Raw genomic sequence first — 22,861 nt, forward strand, 5'->3', positions numbered from 1 at the left:
AACGACGGGCCTGGCTTCAAGGGTGTCTAGCGGTCGAAAAGGCCGCCAAACAGGGCGTTCTTGGGACGCTGCTGTTCGCCCTGCTGTGCGCCGAGAACGATGACGGTGCCGCTGATCACCGGAAGGACCCACTGAAGTGCCTTCAGTTGCTTCTGCGCCTTGGCGAGCTCTTCGGGAGCGCCGGGCTTGGGCTCGGTTGCGCCTTCGCCGCCGTGCTGGCTAAGTTCGCCGACCTTCTTGCCCAGCATGCCCGAGTACAGGGATGCGGCCATGCCGATCACAGTGATGGCCGACTTCACGACCGTATTAGCTGCGGCTCCGCCCTGGCCCGCGAGGCGCGCCTTGTTGCCCGCAATCAGCCCGATGCCACCGATGGCGTGTGCACCGAATGCCGCAATCTGGACCGGTGTCCAGCGAGCCCACCCCGCGGTGGACAGGCGTGTGCGCTCGGTCGGGTCCTTAGCCGCCGCTGCTGCGCCATTGAGGCCGACGGCGCCCATGAGGGTACCGCCGAACCAAGCCGCAGCGCTGAGATCGTGTAGGGACCGCGCCAACAAGTTTCCTGCCATGATGCTCTCCTTAAGACTTGGTGATGCCGTGAGCGAGATCAACGTCGAACGGCGTCCTTAATTTCTATCAGCATGCTTAGCATTTGGCGAGGGGTCTGCCGGCTTCTCCGCTAGCAGTACGATCAAACCGTGCGACCATTCCTGCTTCTGGGCACCCGAGCCGAGGACGTGGCAGCCGACGGCGAATATCGCAGCCTCCTGCGCTTCACCGGCCTGGCGCCGTCGGCCCTGCACAGGATCAGGGTGGAGCAGGAGCCGCTGCCCGCAATTCGCCTTGAGGACTATTCGGGAATCTTCCTGGGAGGCAGTCCGTTCAACTCCTCCGATCCCGAAGAATCGAAGTCGCCCGTCCAACGTCGGGTTGAGCAGGAGCTTGGTGCGTTGCTTGATGAGGTTGCTGAGGCGGACTTCCCGTTCCTGGGCGCCTGCTATGGAGTCGGGACGCTCGGTCGGCATCAGGGAGCCGTAATTGGGCGCACCTATGCTGAACCAATCGGTGCGGTTGAGATCAAGGTGACTTCCGACGGCGTATCCGACCCCGTGCTCGCAGGCCTGCCTTCGCGGTTCCAGGCTTTTGTGGGGCACAAGGAAGCATGCACAACATTGCCGCGAAGCGCGGTGTTGCTTGCTTCGTCGTCGACATGTCCCGTGCAGATGTTCCGGGTGAAGCAAAATCTGTACGCCACCCAATTTCATCCCGAGCTGGACGTCGAAGCGCTGGTCGAACGCATCAGGATCTATCGCCATGCCGGCTACTTTGAAGCCGACCAGGCGGACGAAGTTATTGCGAGGGCCAAGTCCGTCGCGGTGAGCTGGCCCACTCAAATTCTCCGCAACTTCGTGGAGCGGTACGGCCGCTCCTAATGCGTCCAGTGTCGGGTGACTTTCACCCGCCGTTCACATGGTGTTGCCCCAAAGGATGCCGGCAGCGTGAAGCCTTGACGCCGGGGGAAATCGCTTCCATCTTCCGAAAGGGACTGACCTATGGCTCATCACCTCACCAGGACCATCGCAGCAGCGGTGGCTGGACTTACTCTTGCGTCCGCAACAACCGCCGTTGCACACGCGGCTCCGGCTGACCAGCAGGGTGACGCGCCCATCCTCATCGGTCACCGTGGCGCTGCAGGAACCGCTCCGGAAAACACCGTTGCAGCGTTCAAGGATGGACGTGCATCCGGTGCCGACTTCTTCGAGATCGATGTGCAGCTGAGCGCCGACGGCGTTCCGTTCCTCTTCCATGACAGCACCCCGGCACGCACCACCAACGTTGCGGAGGTTTTCCCGGGCCGTGAAAACGAGCCGATCACCTCATTCACCTGGGCCGAACTGCAGCAGCTCGACGCCGGCTCCTACTTCAGTGAGAAGTATGAGGGCGAGCGCATCCCGCACCTTGACGACGCCGCAGAGGTTGCGACCGTGAAGACAGGGGTGTACATCGAGATCAAGTCGCCAGTGAACTCGCCGGGAATCGAACAGGTTGTGGCCGACGAACTGCGCAACGATCCGAAGTGGAGCCGGTTGGTTGAAGCCGACAAAATTCAGGTGCTCGGCTTTGATGAGCTTTCGAACCGTCGTTTTGCGGCGATCGCGCCGGAAGTCGAGCTACAGCAGCTCAGCAGTGTGGTTCCTCCGCGGGCGGTCGTCGAGACCTGGGCAACTTTTGCGGACTCGGTGGGCACCAACTACCGGACCCTCACGGCGCAGAACGTCGAGGACGTCAAGGCTGCCGGGCTGGTGCTCGGTGTCTACACCGTCAATTCGCCCGAGGCAGTCCAGTACTCGCTGGACCTCGGGGTCGACGCCGTCACCACTGACTTCCCGATCCAGAACCAGCGCTACCTGCAGGGCCAGCCGGTGTTCCCGGGTGCCGGCGTCGAAATCGCCGACTCGGTGAACAATCCGGCGGGCGACGATGTGCAGCCCGAAAAGGGTGAGCACGTGGTGTTGCGCAACACCTCAAGCGCCAGTGTGGACGTCAGCGGTGCAGTGATCCGCGATGCTGCCAACAACATCCTGACGGTCGGGGAGGGCTATGTCCTGTCACCCGGCGCTGAGCTGCGTGTCTACACCGGTCCGGGAACCAACTCTGCCGAGGCCTACTACAACGGACGCACCGCTTCGGTTCTCAACAACGGCGGCGATTCCGTTGCCCTGTGGGTCGGTCCGCGGCTCCTGGACGTCTTCGCGAACTAAGTCCCAGTTCTTACAGCTACTGCCCTCCGGTTGCACAACCGGTGGGCAGTAGCTGTCCGAAGCCGCTGAACCGCGTGATCGTCCAAGGCTCCGTTGCTCGGCTGCAGCTGATCTGCGATGGTGGGTCGATGGCCCATCTGCCAAGAACCATCGTTTTCGACGTTAATGAGACGTTGTCCAACCTGGGCCCGCTTGGAGGCGCGTTTGAGTCTGCGGGTTTGCCGGAGCTGTACGCCCGGGTTTGGTTCGGCGGAATACTGCGGGACGGCTTTGCCCTGACCGTGACCAACGACAATCCCGCCTTCGCGGACCTAGCGACCGACAGCCTCCAGCGTCTCTGCGTCGAAGTGCTCGGAAACGGGAACCACGAAGGGGCGGTAGAAGGCATCATGCAGGCCCTGATGTCTCTGTCAGTACACGACGACGTCGTTCCCGGGGTGGAAGCGCTCGCAGACCTTGCGGAACTTATCACCTTGAGCAACGGTGCGAGCTCGGTGGCCGATGCTTTGATTGAGCGGGCTGGAATCCGCGGACGTTTCAGCGAGCTGCTGAGCGTTGCTGAGGCTGTTCGGTGGAAGCCGGCCGGGGATGCCTACGAGTACGCCGCTTCGAAGCTCGGCCAGCGGCCGGGAGAGCTGCTGCTGGTTGCAGTTCATCCCTGGGACATCCATGGTGCAAGTCGGGCGGGCCTGCGCACCGCATGGATCAATCGGTCCGGTGCTGCCTACCCGGCCTACTTCGAGAAACCTGACCACGAGGTGGGCACGCTGATCGAGCTCGCAGAGGTTCTGGCTTGAAGCGCTCCGCTTAGCATGGGCAAGGAACGAAGCCGACACTTATTCGAAAGGCACTGTCATGATTTTCATCGTCGTCAAGTTCAAGGTAAAGCCGGAGTGGAGCGACCGCTGGATCGAGCTCACCCGCGAGTTCACCGAGGCCACTCGTGCAGAACCGGGCAACCTGTGGTTCGACTGGTCCCGCAGTGTCGATGACCCCAACGAGTTTGTGCTGGTCGAAGCCTTCCAGGACGACGCCGCGGGTGCCCACGTGAACAGCGACCATTTCCGCAAGGCCATGGAGGACATGCCGCAGGCGCTCGTGGAGACGCCGCAGATCATCAGCGAGCAGATTTCGGCCACCGGCTGGAACCGCATGGGCGAACTGACCGTCAACTGATGGCAGAAAGCAACGACTACAAGCAGCAGCCGGACCACCAGCAACCGGAGCACCATCAGGTGCTCATCATCGGTGGAGGTAACGCAGGGATCTCCCTGGCAGCGCGGCTCAAACGCTACCGCGTCAAGGGAATCGCCATCGTCGATCCGACCGAACAGCATCTGTACCAACCGTTCTTCTCGCATATCGCGGGTGGCACAGCGAAGGCGGAATCAGCGGTCCGATCCCAGGCATCCGTGATGCCGAAAGGGGTGACCTGGGTCAAGGACGCCGCAACCGCAATTGATCCGGAACGCAAGGTAGTCACGCTCGCATCGGGCCGTCAGGCCACGTACGAACACCTGGTGGTCTGCCCTGGCATCCAAAAGAACTGGGACCAGATCCCGGGCCTCAAGGACGCCTTCGATTCTCCCTACGCTGCTACGAACTACAGTCTGGATCTCGCTGTGAAAGCGTGGCGGCTGCTCAGCAGCCTTCGCTCGGGAACCGCAATTTTCACGGTGCCGGACGGTCCCATCACCTGTGGTGGTGCCGCGCAGAAGCCGATGTACCTGGCCTGTGACTACTGGCGCTCGCAGGGTGTGCTCGACGATATCCGCGTGATCCTTGCCGTGCCCACCGAGACGATCTACGGCGTCGGAATCATCGACGAGGAACTGAACCGAAAGATCGCCGAGTACGGCGTCGAGTTGCGGTGCACAACGGAGCTGGCATCGGTCGACGCCGAGAACCGGGTCGCCACACTGAGGAACACCGCTCAAGGCACAGACGAACACATTCCGTACGACGTCCTTCATGCGACACCGCCCCAGTCCGCTCCCGACTGGCTGCGGGAGACGGGCCTGGCCAACGACGACGGCTTCGTGGCCGTGGACAAGAAAACTCTGCGCCACATCACCTATCCCACAGTCTGGTCGCTCGGTGATGCGGCTGGAACAGCGAATTCGAAATCGGGAGCAGCGCTGCGCAAGCAGACCAAGGTCCTGGCGAAGAACCTGAAGGCAGTGCTGGGAGGCGGCAAGCCAGGTCAGGAGTACAACGGCTACGGGGCCTGTCCCTTCACGGTGACTCGCCATACAGTGGTCCTGGCCGAGTACGATGACACCCGCACGCCGAAGCCCTCCGTCCCGGGATGGAAGGGGCTTGCACGGGAAAAGCGCCTGACGTGGTGGGTCGAGCGTTACGGTTTCATCCGGCTGTACTGGTACTTCATCCTCAAGGGCCGCGCCTAGCAGATTGCTCCCGCAGGCCGGCCGAACCTATCCATCGAAGGGAACCCGCATGTTCGACCAAATCACCGTCATCCGCACCTTTGCGGCTCCGCGGGAACGCGTCTTTGCCGCCTGGACCAATCCCGAGGACTTTGCCGTCTGGTTTGGGAGCTCCCAGGTAACCGTTCCGCAGGAGTCGGTGGTGCTCGATGCCCGTCCCGGCGGAAGCTGGCGTGCAGTGATGGAACTGCCCGACGGCGGAACCATCAACTGGGAGGGCGAGTTCACTGAGGTGGTACCTCCTGAGCGGCTTGCGCTCACTATGACCGACCAGCCGGGCGAGGACCCGGGAGCACCCCTCGTTGTCACTTTTGCCGAGGTCGACGGCGGCACAGAAATGACACTCGTACAGCATGCTCCCGACTTCACGGAGCAGCAAAAGGAAATGACTGTGGTCGGTTACAAAGGGTTCTTCGACGACATGGAACGGATTGTCACGGCCTAGTCACCCGCCGGAAGTTCAACTCAGGCGGCGCCCGCGGTAGACGGCGTCGGCCACTGCCAGCGTGGCGCCGTCGGGCCCGCTCGCTTCCCGCGGGCGGGTCTGACGGACCTGGTGCTCCCAACTGCCCGGACTTTCGTCGTCGAGCAGTGCCGCAATGTCTTCCGGGGTGAAGTAGAGGTCCGGCAGTTGAGGGCGCGGTGCCTCACCGTTGAGGTCAGACGGGTCGTGGCCGACGATCAGCAGCGTGCCGCCCGGAGCGACGGCGCGGGCCAGCGCCCGGAAAAGGGGCTCGCGCTGGTCGGTGGGCAGGTGCAGGTACTGCGCTGTCACCAGGTCAAAGAACCCGGCGGGCGGTTCGTCGCGGGTCAGGTCGCGGTGTTCCCAGCTCACCGTGGGGGCGGCGGCGTTGTTCGTGGCGGACAATTCAGCTTCGTGCTCTGCTGCGCGTGCCAGCGCAACAGTGGAGATGTCGACGCCGGTTACCCGCCATCCGCGCGCAGCAAGCCACAGTGCATCGGCGCCCTCGCCGCATCCGACGTCGAGAGCGGTTCCAGGGGCCAATGCTTCCGCTTCGGCGACGAGCTGTGGATTAGGGCGGCCGCTCCAGATCCGCTGCTTTTCGCTGTAGCGGGCGTTCCAGAACGACTCATCGAACACTCGAGGGCCGTCGTGGTGGTGATTGTGTGTATGCATCAGGAAACCTCCGCTCCTATCGTGCTGGTTGCGCGGCTCGCGCGGTAGGCCTCCAGGTCCTGCTCCAGTTCGTCTGCCATGAGCGAGTTGTTGATTGCGATGGCAGCCATTGTTCCCGACGCCGCCGCAGGCAGCACCTGCAGCATCAGGTTCGCCACGTTTCCCGCGGCCCAGACGCCGTCGACCTCGGTAGCGCCCATCTCGTCAACGGCCAGATGTTCGCCGACGCCCATCGGATGCTGGACGGGAGTCAGCCCCAGGCCCGCGAAGATTTCCGTGTTCGCAACGAACCTCGGCGCAACGACCAGTGCCTCAACCGGCACCACCTCGCCGCTGGCGAGCTCCACGCCGCGGAGGCCGTCGCCGTCGTTCTCGGAGAGCACCCGCGCAACTGAACCATCGACGATGTTCACGCCTCGGGCGGCCAGCTGCTCCAATTCCTCGTCGGTGGGTTCAGTCGCATCGTTGAGGAAGAGGGTGATGCTGTTGCTCCACTGACGGAAGAGCAACGCCTGATGCACGGACTTTGCGCCGGCTCCCAGGATGCCGATGTGCCGGTCGCGTACTTCCCACCCGTGGCAGAACGGACAGTGCAGAACGCCGGTGCCCCACTGTTCGCGCAGTCCGGGAATGTCCGGGAGCTGGTCGGTGAGTCCGGTGGTTAGAAGGAGGCGACGGGAGCGCAGGACAGTGCCGTCGTCGAGCTCGGTCTGGAACCGGTAGTAGGGATCATTCGTGCGTGCGGTAGCGACGGCTGTTCCCTGGATGATCTCGCCGCCGTAGGATTCGACTTCAGTCCGCCCCACTGAGACCAGCTCAAAGGGGCTCATTCCTTCCCTGGAAAGGAAGCCGTGTACGCCGTAAGCGGGGGCGTTGCGCGGGTTGCCGGCATCGACGACGGCGACACTTCGTCGGGTGCGCCCCAGCATCAAAGCGGCACTTAGGCCGGCGGCTCCGCCGCCAAGAACGACGACGTCGTAGGAGTTGGGTTCGTTGGTCATGGATCCAGCATGCGACCGCACTCTGGAAGTGGCAAGTAACATTGCTGAACTGGCAAAATGGTAGGCATGGCGGAAGACATCAGTGAAGCGTTGGCGGCAGTCGGACCCCGATTGAGGGCTCTGCGGGTGAAGCGCGATGTGACGTTGCAGTCCCTCGCGGAGTCCACGGGCATCTCGGTGAGCACGCTGTCGCGGCTGGAGTCGGGCCAGCGGAAACCGAACCTTGAGCTCCTTTTGCCGTTGGCGCAGGCCCATCAGGTACCGCTCGACGAACTGGTTGGCGCGCCTACAACGGGTGATCCGCGGGTCCATCTCCGGCCGATCGAGTCTCAACGAGGAACAGTTGTTCCGTTGACCCGAAAGCCGGGAGGCATCCAGGCGTACAAGCATGTGCTGCATGCCGATATGCCGCTCGAAGAGCCGGACCTGAAGGTTCACGAGGGGTACGAGTGGCTCTACGTGCTCAACGGGAACCTTCGGATGGTGTTGGGCGAGCTTGACCTGGTACTTCCAGCGGGCGAAGCAGTGGAATTCGATACAAGGGTTCCGCACTGGTTCGGCAAGGCGGACCGAAATGCCGTCGAGTTCCTCAGCCTGTTCGGACGACAGGGAGAGCGGCTCCACCTTCGCGCCAAGACTACGTAGCGCTCTGCCCGATGCACTGGCCTCCCCAGAAGGCACCGGGGTACCGACGACGGAACGCTAGGCGTGCCAACGTCAGGACGCCAATGCATCATGGACGGCTTCCTCAACCTGCCAGTATCGATTTCGGCGCAATCGCTGCGACGGGTCCCGATACTTCGGCGGCCGGAACCAGGGCATTCCGTGAATGGAGGTAATCGACCAGTTTCCCTCGTGGATCACGTGATGATGGCGCAAACACAGGAGTACCCCGTCCCTCACGTTGGTGGTTCCGCCCGCTGACCAAGGAACAATGTGGTGGGCCTCGCACCAGGTCGCCGGGATGGTGCAGTCCGGAAAGGCGCAACCCTTGTCCCTCGCGACGAGTGCCCGGCGCATATGGGGTGGAAAGAGCCGTTGTGATCGCCCTATGTCCAGAATCTGTCCCCTACCGCCAAGAACAAGGGGAAGGATGTCGGCGTCGCAGGCGATCTTGCGAATGCTCGAAGCGCTCAGCTGCTGGGCGAAGACAGAGTGACCATCATGGCCAAGGTCGCTGAGCAGGTCGCGATAGTTGATCGTCACCATGACCTGAGGGCGGTGTCCTCCGGTTGCTGGAAGTCCATCGCCGGCCAGGGCAACACGACAAGCCGTGACGAGGCCGTCGAGCAGCCCCTGCGCGCGGGTGGGGCGATCAGGGCTATGTCCGCCGTCGCCGTCGCCGTCTATTGCCGCTTCGCTCGCTGAATCGGCGCTCACCTCGGCCGTAGCCGCGAGCCCGTTGGCGTCATCGCCACCGTGCACGCGCGGGTTGGTGGCCGTGTTCATCGCGGTTATGAGGTGCTCGAACTGCTCGTCAGTGGCACCAATCTCCAGGAAATGCAGCCCGTGTCGTCGGCCGCGCAGGAACACACCCTGCCGGGCCTTCAAAATCTTGTCCGTTGGCTCCTGCCCGTCCTGATCCAGCACGTTTTCCCAGCGACGGGCCAGTGCCCGAAGCACATCTTCATCCGATTCGATTGCCTGGAGTGTCAGATGCTCTTCCATCGCCTTCAATTGCTGGGGAGTGGCAACGGTGCGTACCTTATCCATGGCGTTGCGAATGATGGTGACCGCCCGCCCGCTGACCTCACCAGCAGATGCGGCAGCACCGAGCACAGGCATCGGCGCCTCAACTGAAGCACCCGGCCCAGGAACTTCGGGCAACAGGTCCTTCCCAAGCCGGAGTCGGCGGTTGGCCTCGCTGCGACTGACACCGATTTTCGCCCGAAGGTAGTCCGCTGTACTTCGGTAGGAGTCCTGCTGATTATTGGTTGCAAGCCCGTGGTCCTCAACGGCCCTGGCAGCAACCACCTGGAGGTGCTCGACAATCTTCGAGACCTTCTCGATCTCAACCAGCGCGTCCGCGACCTTGGCGCCATCCAGCCCAAGGTAGTCGGCTTCGAACTTCTGAACGTGGGACAGCAGATCGGCATGCACCTCTGTTAGGAAGGAGACATCCTTCCCGTCCAACGTGAGCACCCCGGCAGCCATACCGAAATTTTATCGAAGGCGTGTACTAGTCCCTAGGGAATCGGGGCAATGTGGAGGAGTAGTGCGACACTGTTTCTCCACATCCATCGCGACGGCACTACAGGCAGATCCACCCGCTACGCCAGCGACCGCTCCAGCACGAAGTCCGTCTCGACGTTGCGCCCCAACTGGAAGGTCTTGGCCCCGACCCGGGTGAACCCGTGCTTCTCGTAGAACCTGATGGCCCGCGCGTTACGGTCGTTCGTGCCCAGCCAGATGCCCTGGGCCTCGGTTCCGGCCGCAGCGACCTCCAGGGACGCTTCCATCAGGCGCGACGACGACCCCTGCCCGTGATGCGACGGGTGCACATAGAACTTGCTCAGCTCGACGGTGGGAAAGATGGAGAGGCTGGACCTGACCTGCTCATCCTTCGGCAGTCCCTTCACCAGCATGCTCCACGCCAGCAGATGTCCGTCCTCACGCAGGCACAGCAGGATTTTGTCCGGATCCGCAATGTGCTGCGTGAAGCGTTCCTCGGAAAGCTCCGTCGAAATGAAGTGCTGGATGTCCTCCGGGTGCGAGGTTGGAGGGCAGGCGAGCGGGAAGGTGATGCCGGCGAGCGTGGCGAGAGCGCCGGAGTCGTTCGCGGTGGCATGGTCTATAACTACGGTCACGAAGCTAGGGTAGTCCCGATTGTGCTTCCCGGCAGGCGATCCAGGGTGTGGGAGGGGCCTGTATCCGAGATGACGCGCCCGGAATCGAGCGTGATGACGCGGTCTGCACGCTCGATGTCTTCGGGGGAGTGGCTGGACTCGATCACCGTGACCCCACGCGCCAACTCCTGGTCTACAGCTGCGCGAATGAGTTGGTGCGCTGACTTGTCCAAACCGGCGGTGGGCTCATCGAGGATGAGAATGTCTGCCTCTTGTGCCAGTCCCTGAGCAATGAGCGTCCGCTGCCGCTGACCTCCCGAGAGTTCGACCAACTGCCGCCGACGAAGGTCGGCAATTCCCATCCGTTCCATTGCCGCCTGCACCATAGTTCTGTCATGGGGGCGAAGCGGCAACAACGAACGCCGATGAGCCCACCGCCCCATCTCCACAGCCTGCTGAACGGTGCACGGCAAGGACTCGGAGGTCCTGGTGTGCTGAATGACGAAGGCTGGTCGGTGGCCCGACGTGACCGTGACGGTACCCGAGTGCGGCTTCACAACTCCCGCTGCCAGGGCAAGCAGCGTGGACTTACCTGACCCATTGGCTCCGGTCAAAACCGTATGGATGCCGGGTTGGAACACCAGCGAGATGTCCTGCACCGCGGGCCGCCCGCCATACGAATAGACCGCACCGCTCACCAGAACAGAGGACACTGCTCACCCTTCTTCAAAACCACAGTTGCGAATGATTGTCATTAACAATATATAGTCGTTCCCGATGGAATGGTTACTTGAACCCCTCAGCGCATCCTTCGTCCAGCGAGCCGTCATCGGCGGTTCGCTGGCCGCCATCTTCTGCGCTGTTGTGGGCACCTGGGTGGTGGTTCGCGGCATGGCGTTCCTCGGCGACGCAATGGCTCACGGACTGCTTCCCGGAATAGCGATCGCTTCCCTCCTCGGCGGCAACCTCATCATCGGCGCGGCAGTCAGCGCAGCCGCCACAGCAGCGGGCGTCTCTGCGATCAGCCGGAACAAGCGCGTCTCCCAGGACACGGGGATCGGGCTGCTCTTCGTGATCATGCTGTCCTTGGGCGTGATCATCGTGTCCGCCTCCGAAGGCTTCGCCGTGGATCTGGCCGGGACGCTGTTCGGTGACGTACTCGCCGTCGGAACGGACGACATTCTGGTGCTGGCCGCCGTCGGCTCGGTAGTGCTTGCCGCCGCCGCGGTCTTTCACCGGGCATTCACGGCCGCCGCCTTCAACCAGCAAAAGGCCGCGAGCCTGGGCCTGCGTCCGCGCGCGGCACACTTCGTGCTCCTGTGCCTGATCACACTCGCGGTGGCGGCTTCGTTCCAGGTGGTGGGCACCCTTCTCGTCTTCGGGCTCCTGATCGCGCCACCCGCAGCCGCACTGGTCTGGGCCCGCTCCGTCCGCACCGTCATGGTGCTCGGCTCGGCTATCGGTGTGGCAAGCGTCGTGGCCGGCCTGTGGATCTCCTGGTACGCGGGCACTGCCGCCGGCGCCACGATCGCCCTTGTCGCTGCCCTGTCCTACTTCCTCTCGGCGATTGCCGCAGCCGTCGCCGGAAAGGCGCGGCCGACGTCGTCATCCCCGTCCCCAGCACCCCACCTAGAAACGGAACCAGTCTCACGTGCGCCGCACTCTGCCTAAAGCCCCAATCCTTCTGGCCAGCCTTCCGCTGTTCCTCACCGCGTGCGGTGGGACAGCCACGTCCGACGCCGGAAGCGAAGCTTCCGCTGAAGCAACCCCTCACGGCTACATCGCCGGAGCGCAGGAAAACGCGGAACCGCAAAAAGGCCTGTTCACCCTGAACCGGAAGAACGGGGAGGCACAACTGATGTCGTTGCTGGACGACGAGACCGTCGACGCCGGCACTTTCGGTGCCGTGAACGATGTTGCCCAGGACGGCCGCTACGCCTTCCTCACCACCGGCGATGCGGTGGAAGTGTTCGACACCGGCGCGTGGACTGTCGAGCACGGCGACCATGACCACTACTACAGCGCCGAGCCCGGCTCCGTCGGCACCATCGAACTGCCCGGCGCCGGAACCGTTGCCGGGGACGGCAAGCAAGTGGCGGTCTTCTCCGACTCCGAAGGCTACGCTTCCCTCTACACCCATGAGGACCTCGACGCCGGCGAAATCACCGAAAAAGGCCGCATCACCACCACGCCGCACGACGGCCTCGTTGTTCCGTACCAGGACCATTTCCTGGCAAGCGTCCCCGCGGACGGGACCACCGCGACCTCAGCGGCGAACGGCGTGGAAGTCCGCACCGCCGACGACGAGACCGTCCTCCCTGCGCAGAGCTGCCCCGGTCTGTCCAGCCACGCAAAAACCCGGGTAGGAGTGGTCTTCGCCTGCACTGACGGTGCCCTTCTGATCACCGAGGACGACGGCGAATTCTCCGCCGAACACATCCCTTACCCGACTGAGAACCCGACGAACAACTCCGCCGAGCCGGCCACAGCGCTTGAACACCGCCCCGGCTCCAACGAGCTGGCAGGAACCGCCGGCGACGCGGGCGTCTGGCACCTCAACGTCTCGGACCGGAGGTGGACGCTCCTGAAGACTCCCGTCCCTGCAATCTCCGCGTCGGCTGTCGGCGACGAGCAGCGCGTGCTGGCAGTCGGCGTCGACGGTTCCCTTCTGAGCCTGGACCCGGAGACGGGCGAACTGCTCGCGCAGACAGCCCTGCTGGAACCGGCCGAAGAAGGAAACCCACCGCAACTGAGAATCGACACCTCCCGTGCCTACGTCAGTGATCCCGCGGCGTCGAAGGTCCACGAGGTGGACTACGCCGACAACCTGCGCGTGGCTCGCACTTTCGAGGTTCCGGCCGCCGACCTGATGCTGGAGACAGGACTGTGAGGGCTGGTCTGCGCACGCGCGCAACAGCAGCCGCACTCATCCTGGGAGCCTCACTGACTGGCTGCTCGGCCGTCGCCGCCGACTCGCCCACCGTCGTCGTGACCACCAACATCCTGGGCGACATCACCCGCAACCTGGTCGGCGACCAGGCGGACGTCGTCGTACTCATGGAATCCAACGCCGACCCGCACTCCTTCGGGATCTCGGCCCGGCAGGCCGCGCAGATCGAGAACGCCGACCTGATCATCCATAACGGCGCCGGCCTGGAGGAGGGCGTCCTCAACCACGTGGAGACGGCCGCGAACGACGGCGTTCCCACGCTCGCCGCAATGGACGCCATTGAGCCGATCACCTTCAGCTACGAGGACGACGACGGCATCCAGGGCGCTGACGATCCCCACTTCTGGACGGACCCGGCGCGAGTTGCCGAAGCTTCCGTTGCGCTGGCTGAGGGAATCGTTGCGAACGTCGGAGGAGTGGACGAGGAGGCGGTGCGCTCTCAAACGGCGGACTACGTGACACAACTGAGCGAGCTCGAGACCTCGATGGAGGAAAGCTTCTCGGCGATCCCGGCGGACAAGCGGAAGCTCATCACCAACCACCACGTCTTCGGCTACCTCGCCCAGCGCTTCGGCTTTGACGTGATCGGCGCAGTCATTCCCAGCGGAACCACGCTCGCATCGCCAAGTTCATCGGACCTCGATGACCTGACCGGGAAAATCCACGAAGCCGGCGTCGTCGCAATCTTCGCCGATTCTTCCCAGCCGGAGCGACTCGCCGAAGTGCTGGCCGCCGAAGCCGGCACGGACATCGCCGTGGTTCCGCTCTTCACCGAATCCCTCGGGGCGGAAGGGTCCGACGCCGGCACCTACCTCGGGATGATGCGCGCCAACACGGAACGCATCACGGCCGCACTCTCTTAGCAGCATCCAGTTAGTACTCATCACCACCACCCTGTGGAAGGAACACTCATGCACTATCGCAATAAACCCGTGCGCCTGCTGACGGCCTTTGCCGTCTCCGGCCTTGTGCTGACTGGCTGCGGAACCGCCGCCGGAGAGAACGCCGCGGAGGGCCCTGCCAGCCCTGCCTCGACCGCCGAGACCGTCGCTGAGGCCACACCGCGCGTCGTCACCACCTACGACGGCGGCGTCCAGGTCCTCGACGGCGAGACCTTCGAGGTGCTCGGCGACTTCCCGCTGGAGGGCTTCAACCGCATCAACCCCGCGGGCGACGGCCGCCACGTCATCCTCTCCACGGCAAAGGGCTTCGAGGTGCTGGACACCGGAGTGTGGACGGCTGATGGAACCTCCTACGCCCAGGACCCGGCGATGACCGACATCGTCTTCCCCACTGAGAAGCCGGGACACGTGGTGCGGCACGACGGCAAGACCATTCTCTTCAGTGACGGAACCGGGGAGATCGTAGTCTTCGAATCAAGCGACCTGGCGGAAGGGCAGCCTGAGGTTGAAACCTACGCGTCGGAAGAGGCTCACCATGGCGTCGCCGTCGAACTTTCCAACGGGGAACTGGTCCAGACGCTCGGCAACGACGAGGAGCGCCCCGGCATCGTGGTGTTCGACGAAAACGGCGAGGAAATCGCCCGCAATGAAGATTGCCCCGGCGTGCACGGGGAAGCAACGGCGGCAGGCGAGGCAGTGGTCATAGGTTGTGAAACCGGCGTCCTCATCTACAGCGACGGTGAGATCACCAAACTCGACAGCCCCACTGAGTACGGCCGCATCGGGAATCAGGCAGGGTCGGAGGAATCCGTCATCACCCTCGGAGACTACAAGCAGGATCCCGACGCCGAGCTGGAGCGCCCGGAGCAGATCTCGCTGATCAACACCGAAACCAAAAAGCTCACCCTCGTAGACCTGGGCGCTAGCTACAGTTTCCGGTCACTGGCCCGTGGCGCCCACGGTGAAGGACTGATCCTCGGAACGGACGGGGCATTGCACGTCATCGACCCCGAAACCGCAGAGGTGACCGACAGTTTCCCCGTCATCGACCCCTGGGAAGAGCCGCTGGAGTGGCAGCAGCCGCGCCCCACAATCTTCGTTCATGACCACACCGCCTACATCACCGAACCGTCAACGAACACCATCCATGCAGTTGACATCGAAACCGGGGAAATCACCGGCACCGGTGAACTGGAGCAGACTCCGAACGAGCTGACCGCAGTCACCGGATGAGCTGACTATGGCCGAAGGGCTCCGTCGCGCGTGGGGGTGCGACGGGGCCCTTTGCTGATTTCGGGATTTTGTCGTCCCCGGGGCATACGATCGCACTGTCGGGTTCAAAAGCCAGCTAAATGGAAGGACAGCATGGTCCGCTTCCGCCGTTTCGCCCCTCCTGCAGTGGAGGGAACGCGCCCGGAGCGGCTGGGTTTCCTGCTTCCGCTCTGCGCGGCGGCCCTGGTGATGGCAGCGGTGCCGCTGGTGCTCCTTGCAATAACCGACGACGGCGGCACACCGGATCTGTTCGCTCGAACCCTGCCGCTGGTCCGGGCCCTGCTTTATCTCGTCAGCCTGGGCACGATCGCCCTGCTGTGCGCAGGGGTGCTCCTGCCGCGCGACGCTCTGGATGAGGAATTGTCCCACCCAGCCGTGCGGCTGGGCCGGCAGGGAAGCACGGTCGGGATTGGCGCCGTCGTCGTCGGTGTAGTGCTGCTCTTCTGGACCTATGCCGACATCGTGGGGGAGCCGGCGCTCACTGAGGGTGGTCTTGGAGACTTCGGGTTGTTCCTGCGCGAGCTTGCCTCGGGCAGGGCCCTGCTCGCGCTGTGTGGATTGATGGCGGTCAGTGCCGTGGTGGCCGGGCTGGCGCAGACCGAAACGGCGTTGAGGATGGCGCTCTTTCTTGCAGTTGCCGGCACGGCAACCCTCGGGTTGGGCGGGCACGGTGCGTCCGAAACCGGGCACAGTCTCGTGATGTTCACACTGACCTCCCACATCGGCGCCGCATCGCTCTGGGTGGGCGGGCTGGCTGGTCTAGGCTGGCTGGCGCTCGCCGGTGGTTCCCCGCTGGAGCCAGCTGTTCGAAGGTTCAGCAGAATCGCGCTGATCTGTGCGTTGATAGTTACAGTCAGCGGGGTGGCGAGTGCGCTGTTCGGCGTATCGGATGTGGCGCAGCTTCCGGGCACGCTGTACGGCGCTGTGCTGTTGCTGAAGGTGCTCGCGTTGGGGATCCTGATCGTGTTCGGCGTGTTGCACCGACGCCGGTTGGCGTCCGAGGCTTTTGGCGGAGCAGCCTTCCTGCGCCTTGCCGCCGGTGAACTTCTGGTGATGGGTGCGGCATACGGGTTGGCAATCGCCCTGACGGGCCTGGATCCACCGGCGGCCCCATAACCTAAACGTCACGGTCTGGTAAAGAGGCGCTCCGAACGGACCGCCCGGAGCAACCGGGAAAGCACCTTCCGTTAACCTTCGAGTCACCTTCGCTTCCTAAACAGGGAAGGCACTCGCTCTGTCACCTTTTTCTGGGGAGAATCTGCATGTCCTTTTTCAGGCGCCGTCCGCGCCCAATTTTCCGTGCTGCAGCAACAACTGCAGCGCTGGCCGTCACCGGAGCATGCCTTGTTGCAGCGCCAGTAAGTGCCGCGATCGTTCCCGAACCGATCAGTTACTCGTCGGAGAACGCGGAACTGACGCTCAAGCCGGTTGGTACCTACGAGTCCAAGATCGCAGACGCATCAGCCGCTGAGATCGTTGCCCATCACGCAGCGTCGCAGCGCCTGTTTGTCGTGAACGCTGAGAACGCCGCGGTCGACGTTCTCGACGTTCTCGACGTCTCGGACCCGACCAATCCTGCCTTCCTGTTCAGCATCACTGACAGCGAAGGTGGCGTTGCCAACTCGGTTGCGATCCGGCCCGACGGACTGGGCGTGATTGCCCTCGAGGCACAAACCAAGACCGACGCCGGCAAGCTGGTCTTCTTCGACGCCACCGCAGACGCGCCAGCACCGTTGGGCTCAGTAGCGGTTGGCGCCCTCCCCGACATGGTGACGATCTCGGAGGACGGCGCCTACGCCGTCGTCGCCAATGAGGGCGAGCCGAACGACGACTACACCGTCGACCCCGAAGGCTCCATCAGTGTCGTGACCCTGCCGGAGACACTGGCTGCCCCCGCACAGGAGGCGGTGAAGACCGCGACCTTCAACGGTTTCGAGGGCGGAAACCTCCCTGAGGGAGTACGCATCTTCGCGGGCATCGACGGAGCAGACAAGCCCGTTTCCCGCGGCCTGGAGCCGGAATACATCGCGCTCGACGGCGGCACCGCCTACGCCGCGCTGCAGGAAGCCAACGCTGTTGCCGTGGTTGACCTCGCAACAGCAACAGTCACCAACATCTGGCCGCTTGGCGCCAAGGACCACGGCCTGCCCGGCAACGGACTGGACACTTCCGACCGCGACCCCGAGGGCGCGCCGACCGTCAACATCCGCACCGTTGAAGGGCTCAACGGCCTGTACATGCCGGACGGCATCAACGCCTACACCGCCGGCGGCGAGACCTATCTGGTCACCGCGAACGAGGGCGATGCCCGCGAATGGGGCACCTATGTTGAGCCCGCCCGCGTGAAGGACCTCGGCCAGGAAGAGGGGCTCGCTCCCATCTGTGAGACCAGTCCGCTCGCCGGACTCACCGGTGATGCCGAGCTCGGCCGCCTGAACGTCTCAACCGCCTCCGGCCTGAACGCCGCCGGCGAATGCTACGAGGAGCTCTACGCCTTCGGCGGCCGTTCCTTCTCCATCTGGTCAACGGACGGGACGCAGGTCTTCGACTCAGGCGACGCCTTCGAGCAAATCACCTCTGCCGTCATCCCCGGGTTCTTCAACTCCAACCACTCGGAGTCCAACCTCGAAGGACGCACTGACGACAAGGGTCCGGAGCCGGAGAACCTGACCATCGGCGAAATCAATGGACGCACCTACGCATTCATCGGTTTCGAGCGCGTCGGCGGCATCGCGGTATTCGACATCACCGATCCCGCCAACAGCACCTTCGAGACCTACCTGAACAACCGCAACTTCGCGGAGTCACTCGAAGACGGCGGAGATTTGTCTGCTGCCGGTGACCTCGGTCCCGAAGGCCTGACCTTTATCCCGGCTCAGGATTCCCCGAGCGGCAAGCCGATGATCGCCGTCGGCAACGAGGTTTCCGGAACCGCCACGCTGTTCGATGTTGAGACCAAGACCACCACGGTCCAGGTTCTGGGCATCAACGACTTCCACGGCCGAATCGAGGCCAATGGTGCAGAAGCCGGTGCCGCTGTTCTGTCCGGAGCTGTCGCCCAGCTGCGCGAAGAGAACCCGAACACCCTGTTTGTCTCGGCAGGCGACAACATCGGCGCCTCCACCTTTACCTCGTTCTCCCAGGACGACGCTCCGACCATCGACGCGCTGCGTGAAGCAGGGCTCGACGTTTCCGCCGTCGGTAACCACGAGTTCGACCGCGGGTTCGAGGACCTGATCGACCGCGTGCTTCCGCAGTACGGCGGCGGCCAGTTCGGTCTCGGCGCCAACGTGTACGACGCCGCTACCGGCGAGCCCGCACTGGACGAGTACTACGTTCAGGAGGTCGACGGCGTGCGTGTCGGTTTCATCGGCACCGTAACCGAGCAGACGCCGTCGTTGGTGTCCCCGGACGGCATTGCCGGCCTCGAATTCGGCAGTGCACTTGAAGCAGCCAACCGTGTTGCCGGCGAGCTCCAGGACGGCGACGAGGCGAACGGCGAAGCCGACGTCATCGTCCTGCTCTCCCACGACGGTTCCGAGACCACCAACTGCGAAGCCATTGGATCCGAGAACTCTAAGTACGGCGAGCTCGTTCGCGGTGCGTCCCCGGCGATTGACGCGATCATCTCCGGCCACACCCACCTCGCCTACGACTGCTCCTTCCCGGTTGAGGGTTGGGCTCCAGGCCTGGAGCGTCCGGTCATGATGGCGCACCAGTACGGAACCACGCTTGACCAGCTGCGGATCACCGTGAACCGCGAGGACAAGTCCGTTGTCGCCATCCAGTCGGACCTGCTTCCCCTGACCCGCGAGGAGGGCGAGGAAGACGTGCCGCTGTACCCGGCTGACCCGGAGGTAGCCGCGATCGTTGACGAGGCTTCCGAGCAGGCCGAGGTTGTGGGCGCCGAGGTCATCGGCTCCATCACCGCTGACATCACCCGCGGGGGCGAGAACGGTTCTGATCGCGGCGTCGAGTCCTCGCTGGGCAACCTGGTGGCGGACATGCAGCTGTGGGCAACGTCGAATGAGAACTTCGCCGGCGAGCCCGCCCAGATCGCCCTCATGAACCCGGGCGGGCTGCGCGCAGACCTGCTGTACGGCGAAGACGGCACTGTCACCTACAAGGACGTTGCCAGCACCCAGCCGTTCGGCAACACGCTCTTCACCATGGACCTCACCGGCGCACAGCTGAAGCAGGTTCTGGAGGAGCAGTGGCAGCCGGAGGGTTCGTCACGCGCCAAGCTGCATCTCGGCATCTCCGAGGGCTTCAGCTACACGTACGATCCCGCAGCGGCCCGCGGCGAGCACATCCTCTCGATGAGCTACAACGGAGAACCTATCGCGGACGACGACGTCTTCCGCGTTGCGGCCAACTCCTTCCTGGCAGCCGGCGGCGACAACTTCTTCACGCTCGCTGACGGCACCAACCGCGCCGACTCCGGGCAGATCGACCTGGTTGCCGCCGTCGAGTTCTTCGAGACCTTCGAAACTGTCAGCCCGGCTCCGCTGGGACGTGCGGTCATCGCATCAGAGGTGGAAGACGGAGCCTGGGGTGCTGTCCTCGAACTCGACAAGACCACCGTCGAGCAGGGCGGAACGGTTCAGGCCACTGTGTCCGGCCTGGAACCCGGCCAGCAGATCGCTGCGACCCTGTTCTCCGAGCCGGTCGTCATTGAGGGCATCCCGGCGGCTGACACCGACGGTGTGACGACGTTCGCCGTCGAGATCCCTGCCGACTTCGAACTCGGTGAGCACGCGCTTGAGGTCTCGGCGGCCGGCTACGAGCCGATTACCGCAACCATCACCGTGGTCGCTGCGGCCACCGGCAGCCCGGGCGACAACGGCGATGACAGCACCAACGACGTCGTTCCCGGCACTGGCGGCAACCTTGCCGACACCGGCGCCAACGTGCTGGTGGCTGCCGGCGTGGGCCTCCTGCTCGCGCTGGCCGGCGCACTGCTGCTGATGTACCGCCGTCGTTCCACCGCCTCGGTGGATGAGGAAGTGGCTGCAAGCTAGCAGTCCGACGAGTGTGCCCCGGTGCCTCCGTGGGGGGAGGTGCCGGGGCATCTCGTTTTAAGACGCAGTGCACCTCGACACTGCGCGGGGCCGGAGGTCAGTGCCGCGGCAAAGTTCGTCCGGCTGCTGCCAAACGGGCTGCCCGCGGTGCGGCGCGCTTCTGGCTTCTGACTGCTCCGCACACAGGAAGGGAAGGAAGCTGGGCGAGCAGCCCGCATTCCGGGTATACCTGCGGAAACTGAAGGGTGACAGCGCCTACATCATGGTGCTGGTACTCGCCATCCAGTGCATTCGATAGGGCTTCTGCAGCGGCTGGATCTACGTGCAAGGCGTTCGTCAGGTCGACTTTCACGGCGAGACCGTCGATCAAAGCGCTGGCTCGCCGGATCACCGGAAGCAGAGCCCTATAGCTCTCAATCGTGAGACACCCATTGACTGCAAGAACGGCGGAATTGCGATCGATGTCCAGCCGAACCAGAATGCGAAGCTTGTGATCCATGGCGGTTCCCGAGAGTCCGTGAGGAAGCGCCCGTTGCTCAAGCTTCTGTGATTCTAGCAACAACTAAGCTCGCTTATCAATCCTCAGGCTGGGGTCACCGGTCGAATCAGTCCGGGAACCGGCGCCGGGGGAGACGGCGTGGCCAAGGATGTGGGCAGTGGCTGGAACCAGTGGCTGGACCGAAAAGTCGAAGCGGCGGTTGTCCTGCACCTCGAAGCCGGCTTCCGTTATCGCCCGCAGGGTGTCGCGGTTGGGATGGCACCCACCTGCGGCGCGTTGCCAAAGGGGCGTCAGGAGGTCCTGCGCGGCGGCGAGGACGGCAGAGTTGGACCGGACGTGCTCGTAGAAGGCAAGGATCCCACCCGACTTCAGCACCCTTCGCCCTTCGGCCAGCGCGGCGGCCTGGTCGGGAACGCTGCACAGGACCAGGCTGACAACGACGGCGTCGGCGCTCGCGTCAGGTGCTGGGATCGTTTCGGCGGTGCCGGTGACAACCCTCACCGGCACCGGTGCTACTTGTGCTTGCTGCTGTGCCAGGGGCCTCAGATGGTCGTCCGGTTCAATCGCGAGCACGCTGGTGACCGTGCTGGGGTAGTGGGCAAAGTTTGCTCCGTTGCCGGCACCGATCTCGACGACACTACCGCTCAGTCTCTGCAGCAGCTCGCGGCGATGCGCTGCAGCGCCCCTGCCGTCCATCCCCTCCACGGCGCGGGCATAGGCCCGTGCGAAGCGCGGATGCTGCAGGTGGGCAGGGCCGTTGGGGGAGTCAGGATCGCGTTCCGGGGAAGTCATGGGCCCACTGTGTCCATGAGGCGATTTGACGTCAAGGCTTGACGAAGATCCCGCCGGTCGGAAACGAGCCGGACGCAGCTACAGCTCAGGCACGCAAGGTCCGGCTCCGAGACGCGCCAGTCCCGCGCGGTCGCCATCGGCCAGTTCGATCACGGGGCTCGACTCATGCATCAACTGGGTCGGATCGTTCACATGGTCCAGGCCCAGGACGTGCGCCAGCTCGTGCACGATCACTGCCCGGACCTGATCACGTCCGCCCGGGTGCGACAGGATGTTCGCTAAATCGGGAGCGTCCAGCATCGTCTGGCCGGCTACGAGCACGATCGGCTTGCCTGGCCGCTGGGCGATTTCGCTGCCGCCGAGGCCGGCGATGGCGCCGGTCAGCTCCGGCACTTCCGTCGGGCTCGTCCAGGTGATCAGGATCGGGGCCCACCGCTCGCCATACAGTTCGGGCTGGTAGGGATCCCTCACCTCAGGGCTCGGCCCTTCTACGGTTGGGCCGTCGAAGACGAAGGTCAGCCCGGTGGCTGCGGCTACTTCGGCGACTGCCTCCTGCACGAGTCCCTCCGAACCCGCAGGGGCGAAGTCAGGCCGGATCACGTAGTGGACAGGGCGGCACGGGTCATAGGCCACCACGTCCTGGTTCACGCCTTCAAAGGAATACAACGCGTACTGGGAGGAACCAGTGGAGGGTGGAGGAGCGCCGAGGGGTGTAGAGGACGCTTCGACACCACGTGGCGGAACATTCGACCATGGCAAGTGCGGTGTGAGATCCGGGAGGATTTCGCGCTGTAGAACCGACGGCGCGAGGTAGAGCACGGCGACCAGTGCGATGAGCGCCGCGGTACGTACCCTCAGCTTGGAAGCAGAAGACCGCGGACGACGGCGGCGCGGTGTCTTCCGCCGTCGTCGTCCGTCGTTATCTGCTGCATAGGCACGCAACTGTTCATTGAGAGCTTCCTCCAGCGCCCACTGCGGGACACGACCCGAGGCGGATCGTCTCAGCCCGCCAGGTGAACCGTCGGCCGGTGAGGGTCTTGCCGGCACTCCTGATGACTTGGGCCGCCGTGACGACGGCTCGTCCTCCCTATGGAACCACTCACGGTCCAGTACCCCCATGCTTGCTCTTTCTTCGATCGCAGCGACTGCCAGGAATAGCTTCTTCGACGGAGGAGGTTGATTCGCTTCAACTGCGCGAATCTTGCCGAAAAGCTGCGTGGGTGCGTCCGCGGCGTGTGCCACGTCATGTTCCGGGAACGCCCGACGTCGGAATGTCGGACGGGACCGAGGT

General features: G+C 63.9%; 21 protein-coding genes. 13 read left to right on the forward strand and 8 right to left on the reverse strand.

All coding sequences use genetic code 11. The features are described from left to right. Positions 1–26 precede the first annotated feature (26 nt). Positions 27–569: a hypothetical protein gene (locus tag GC088_RS02880; RefSeq protein ID WP_323960406.1), complete on the reverse strand. Its 543-nt coding sequence runs from the start codon at positions 567–569 to the stop codon at positions 27–29. 129 nt (positions 570–698) lie between these two features. Here GC088_RS02880 and GC088_RS02885 point away from each other — a divergent pair, with 129 nt between their 5' ends. The 6 genes from GC088_RS02885 to GC088_RS02910 all read left to right on the forward strand — a co-directional run bounded on the left by GC088_RS02885 (position 699) and on the right by GC088_RS02910 (position 5,654). Continuing rightward, complete coding sequence (locus tag GC088_RS02885) at positions 699–1,433, forward strand: glutamine amidotransferase (RefSeq protein WP_323960407.1); 735 nt, start codon at positions 699–701, stop codon at positions 1,431–1,433. Positions 1,434–1,553: 120 nt separating this feature from the next. After that, positions 1,554–2,762 carry a glycerophosphodiester phosphodiesterase family protein gene (locus tag GC088_RS02890; protein ID WP_323960408.1) on the forward strand — a complete coding sequence of 403 codons (1,209 nt, stop codon included), beginning with the start codon at positions 1,554–1,556 and terminating at the stop codon, positions 2,760–2,762. Between the two features lie 128 nt (positions 2,763–2,890). Beyond that, positions 2,891–3,559: a haloacid dehalogenase type II gene (locus tag GC088_RS02895; protein ID WP_323960409.1), complete on the forward strand. Its 669-nt coding sequence runs from the start codon at positions 2,891–2,893 to the stop codon at positions 3,557–3,559. Positions 3,560–3,617: 58 nt separating this feature from the next. Continuing rightward, on the forward strand, positions 3,618–3,938 hold the full coding sequence (locus GC088_RS02900) for a putative quinol monooxygenase (protein ID WP_323960410.1): 321 nt from the start codon (positions 3,618–3,620) through the stop codon (positions 3,936–3,938). Next, on the forward strand, positions 3,938–5,170 hold the full coding sequence (locus GC088_RS02905; protein WP_323960411.1) for an NAD(P)/FAD-dependent oxidoreductase: 1,233 nt from the start codon (positions 3,938–3,940) through the stop codon (positions 5,168–5,170). Before GC088_RS02900 ends, GC088_RS02905 begins: the two co-directional genes overlap by 1 nt. 49 nt (positions 5,171–5,219) lie before the next feature. Then, on the forward strand, positions 5,220–5,654 hold the full coding sequence (locus GC088_RS02910; RefSeq protein WP_323960412.1) for an SRPBCC family protein: 435 nt from the start codon (positions 5,220–5,222) through the stop codon (positions 5,652–5,654). A 15-nt stretch (positions 5,655–5,669) separates the two neighbouring features. Here the strand turns inward: GC088_RS02910 and GC088_RS02915 are convergent, their stop codons facing one another. Both GC088_RS02915 and GC088_RS02920 read right to left on the reverse strand, forming a co-directional pair. Next, complete coding sequence (locus tag GC088_RS02915) at positions 5,670–6,347, reverse strand: class I SAM-dependent methyltransferase (protein ID WP_323960413.1); 678 nt, start codon at positions 6,345–6,347, stop codon at positions 5,670–5,672. Then, positions 6,347–7,348 (reverse strand): NAD(P)/FAD-dependent oxidoreductase, encoded by a 1,002-nt coding sequence (locus tag GC088_RS02920; RefSeq protein WP_323960414.1) that lies wholly within the window; start codon positions 7,346–7,348, stop codon positions 6,347–6,349. The genes GC088_RS02915 and GC088_RS02920 overlap by 1 nt, the downstream gene beginning before the upstream one ends. Positions 7,349–7,414: 66 nt before the next feature. On the opposite strand from GC088_RS02920, the gene GC088_RS02925 reads away from it, so the two are divergent. Continuing rightward, positions 7,415–7,993, forward strand: a complete 579-nt coding sequence (locus GC088_RS02925) for a helix-turn-helix domain-containing protein (RefSeq protein WP_323960415.1) — start codon at positions 7,415–7,417, stop codon at positions 7,991–7,993. Between the two features lie 72 nt (positions 7,994–8,065). Here GC088_RS02925 and GC088_RS02930 read toward each other — a convergent pair whose 3' ends face one another. The 3 genes from GC088_RS02930 to aztA all read right to left on the reverse strand — a co-directional run bounded on the left by GC088_RS02930 (position 8,066) and on the right by aztA (position 10,847). After that, positions 8,066–9,502 carry an HNH endonuclease signature motif containing protein gene (locus GC088_RS02930; protein WP_323960416.1) on the reverse strand — a complete coding sequence of 479 codons (1,437 nt, stop codon included), beginning with the start codon at positions 9,500–9,502 and terminating at the stop codon, positions 8,066–8,068. 116 nt (positions 9,503–9,618) lie between these two features. Then, the gene (locus tag GC088_RS02935) at positions 9,619–10,155 is read right to left on the reverse strand and encodes a GNAT family N-acetyltransferase (protein ID WP_323960417.1); all 537 of its coding nucleotides are present in this window, start codon (positions 10,153–10,155) and stop codon (positions 9,619–9,621) included. Further along, positions 10,152–10,847: a zinc ABC transporter ATP-binding protein AztA gene (gene aztA / locus GC088_RS02940; protein WP_323960418.1), complete on the reverse strand. Its 696-nt coding sequence runs from the start codon at positions 10,845–10,847 to the stop codon at positions 10,152–10,154. The genes GC088_RS02935 and aztA overlap by 4 nt, the downstream gene beginning before the upstream one ends. Positions 10,848–10,911: 64 nt before the next feature. Between aztA and aztB the strand changes: the two genes are divergently transcribed. From aztB to GC088_RS02970, 6 genes are all read left to right on the forward strand, one after another. Further along, positions 10,912–11,805, forward strand: a complete 894-nt coding sequence (gene aztB / locus GC088_RS02945; protein WP_323960419.1) for a zinc ABC transporter permease AztB — start codon at positions 10,912–10,914, stop codon at positions 11,803–11,805. Then, the gene (locus GC088_RS02950; protein ID WP_323960420.1) at positions 11,786–13,024 is read left to right on the forward strand and encodes a hypothetical protein; all 1,239 of its coding nucleotides are present in this window, start codon (positions 11,786–11,788) and stop codon (positions 13,022–13,024) included. The genes aztB and GC088_RS02950 overlap by 20 nt, the downstream gene beginning before the upstream one ends. Continuing rightward, positions 13,021–13,947: a zinc ABC transporter substrate-binding protein AztC gene (gene aztC / locus GC088_RS02955; RefSeq protein WP_323960421.1), complete on the forward strand. Its 927-nt coding sequence runs from the start codon at positions 13,021–13,023 to the stop codon at positions 13,945–13,947. Before GC088_RS02950 ends, aztC begins: the two co-directional genes overlap by 4 nt. Before the next feature lie 48 nt (positions 13,948–13,995). Continuing rightward, the gene (aztD, locus tag GC088_RS02960) at positions 13,996–15,219 is read left to right on the forward strand and encodes a zinc metallochaperone AztD (protein WP_323960422.1); all 1,224 of its coding nucleotides are present in this window, start codon (positions 13,996–13,998) and stop codon (positions 15,217–15,219) included. A gap of 132 nt (positions 15,220–15,351) precedes the next feature. Beyond that, complete coding sequence (locus tag GC088_RS02965) at positions 15,352–16,374, forward strand: CopD family protein (protein ID WP_323960423.1); 1,023 nt, start codon at positions 15,352–15,354, stop codon at positions 16,372–16,374. 146 nt (positions 16,375–16,520) lie between these two features. Next, positions 16,521–20,279 carry a choice-of-anchor I family protein gene (locus GC088_RS02970; protein ID WP_323960424.1) on the forward strand — a complete coding sequence of 1,253 codons (3,759 nt, stop codon included), beginning with the start codon at positions 16,521–16,523 and terminating at the stop codon, positions 20,277–20,279. A gap of 562 nt (positions 20,280–20,841) precedes the next feature. Here the strand turns inward: GC088_RS02970 and GC088_RS02975 are convergent. Together GC088_RS02975 and GC088_RS02980 are read right to left on the reverse strand one after the other, a co-directional pair. Continuing rightward, positions 20,842–21,570, reverse strand: coding sequence for a class I SAM-dependent methyltransferase (locus GC088_RS02975; RefSeq protein WP_323960425.1), 729 nt, complete (start codon positions 21,568–21,570; stop codon positions 20,842–20,844). 78 nt (positions 21,571–21,648) lie between these two features. After that, complete coding sequence (locus GC088_RS02980; RefSeq protein WP_323960426.1) at positions 21,649–22,689, reverse strand: matrixin family metalloprotease; 1,041 nt, start codon at positions 22,687–22,689, stop codon at positions 21,649–21,651. Positions 22,690–22,861 lie beyond the last annotated feature (172 nt).

It is taken from the genome of Arthrobacter sp. JZ12 (genome assembly GCF_035189165.1).
Taxonomy (GTDB): Bacteria; Actinomycetota; Actinomycetes; order Actinomycetales; family Micrococcaceae; genus Arthrobacter_D.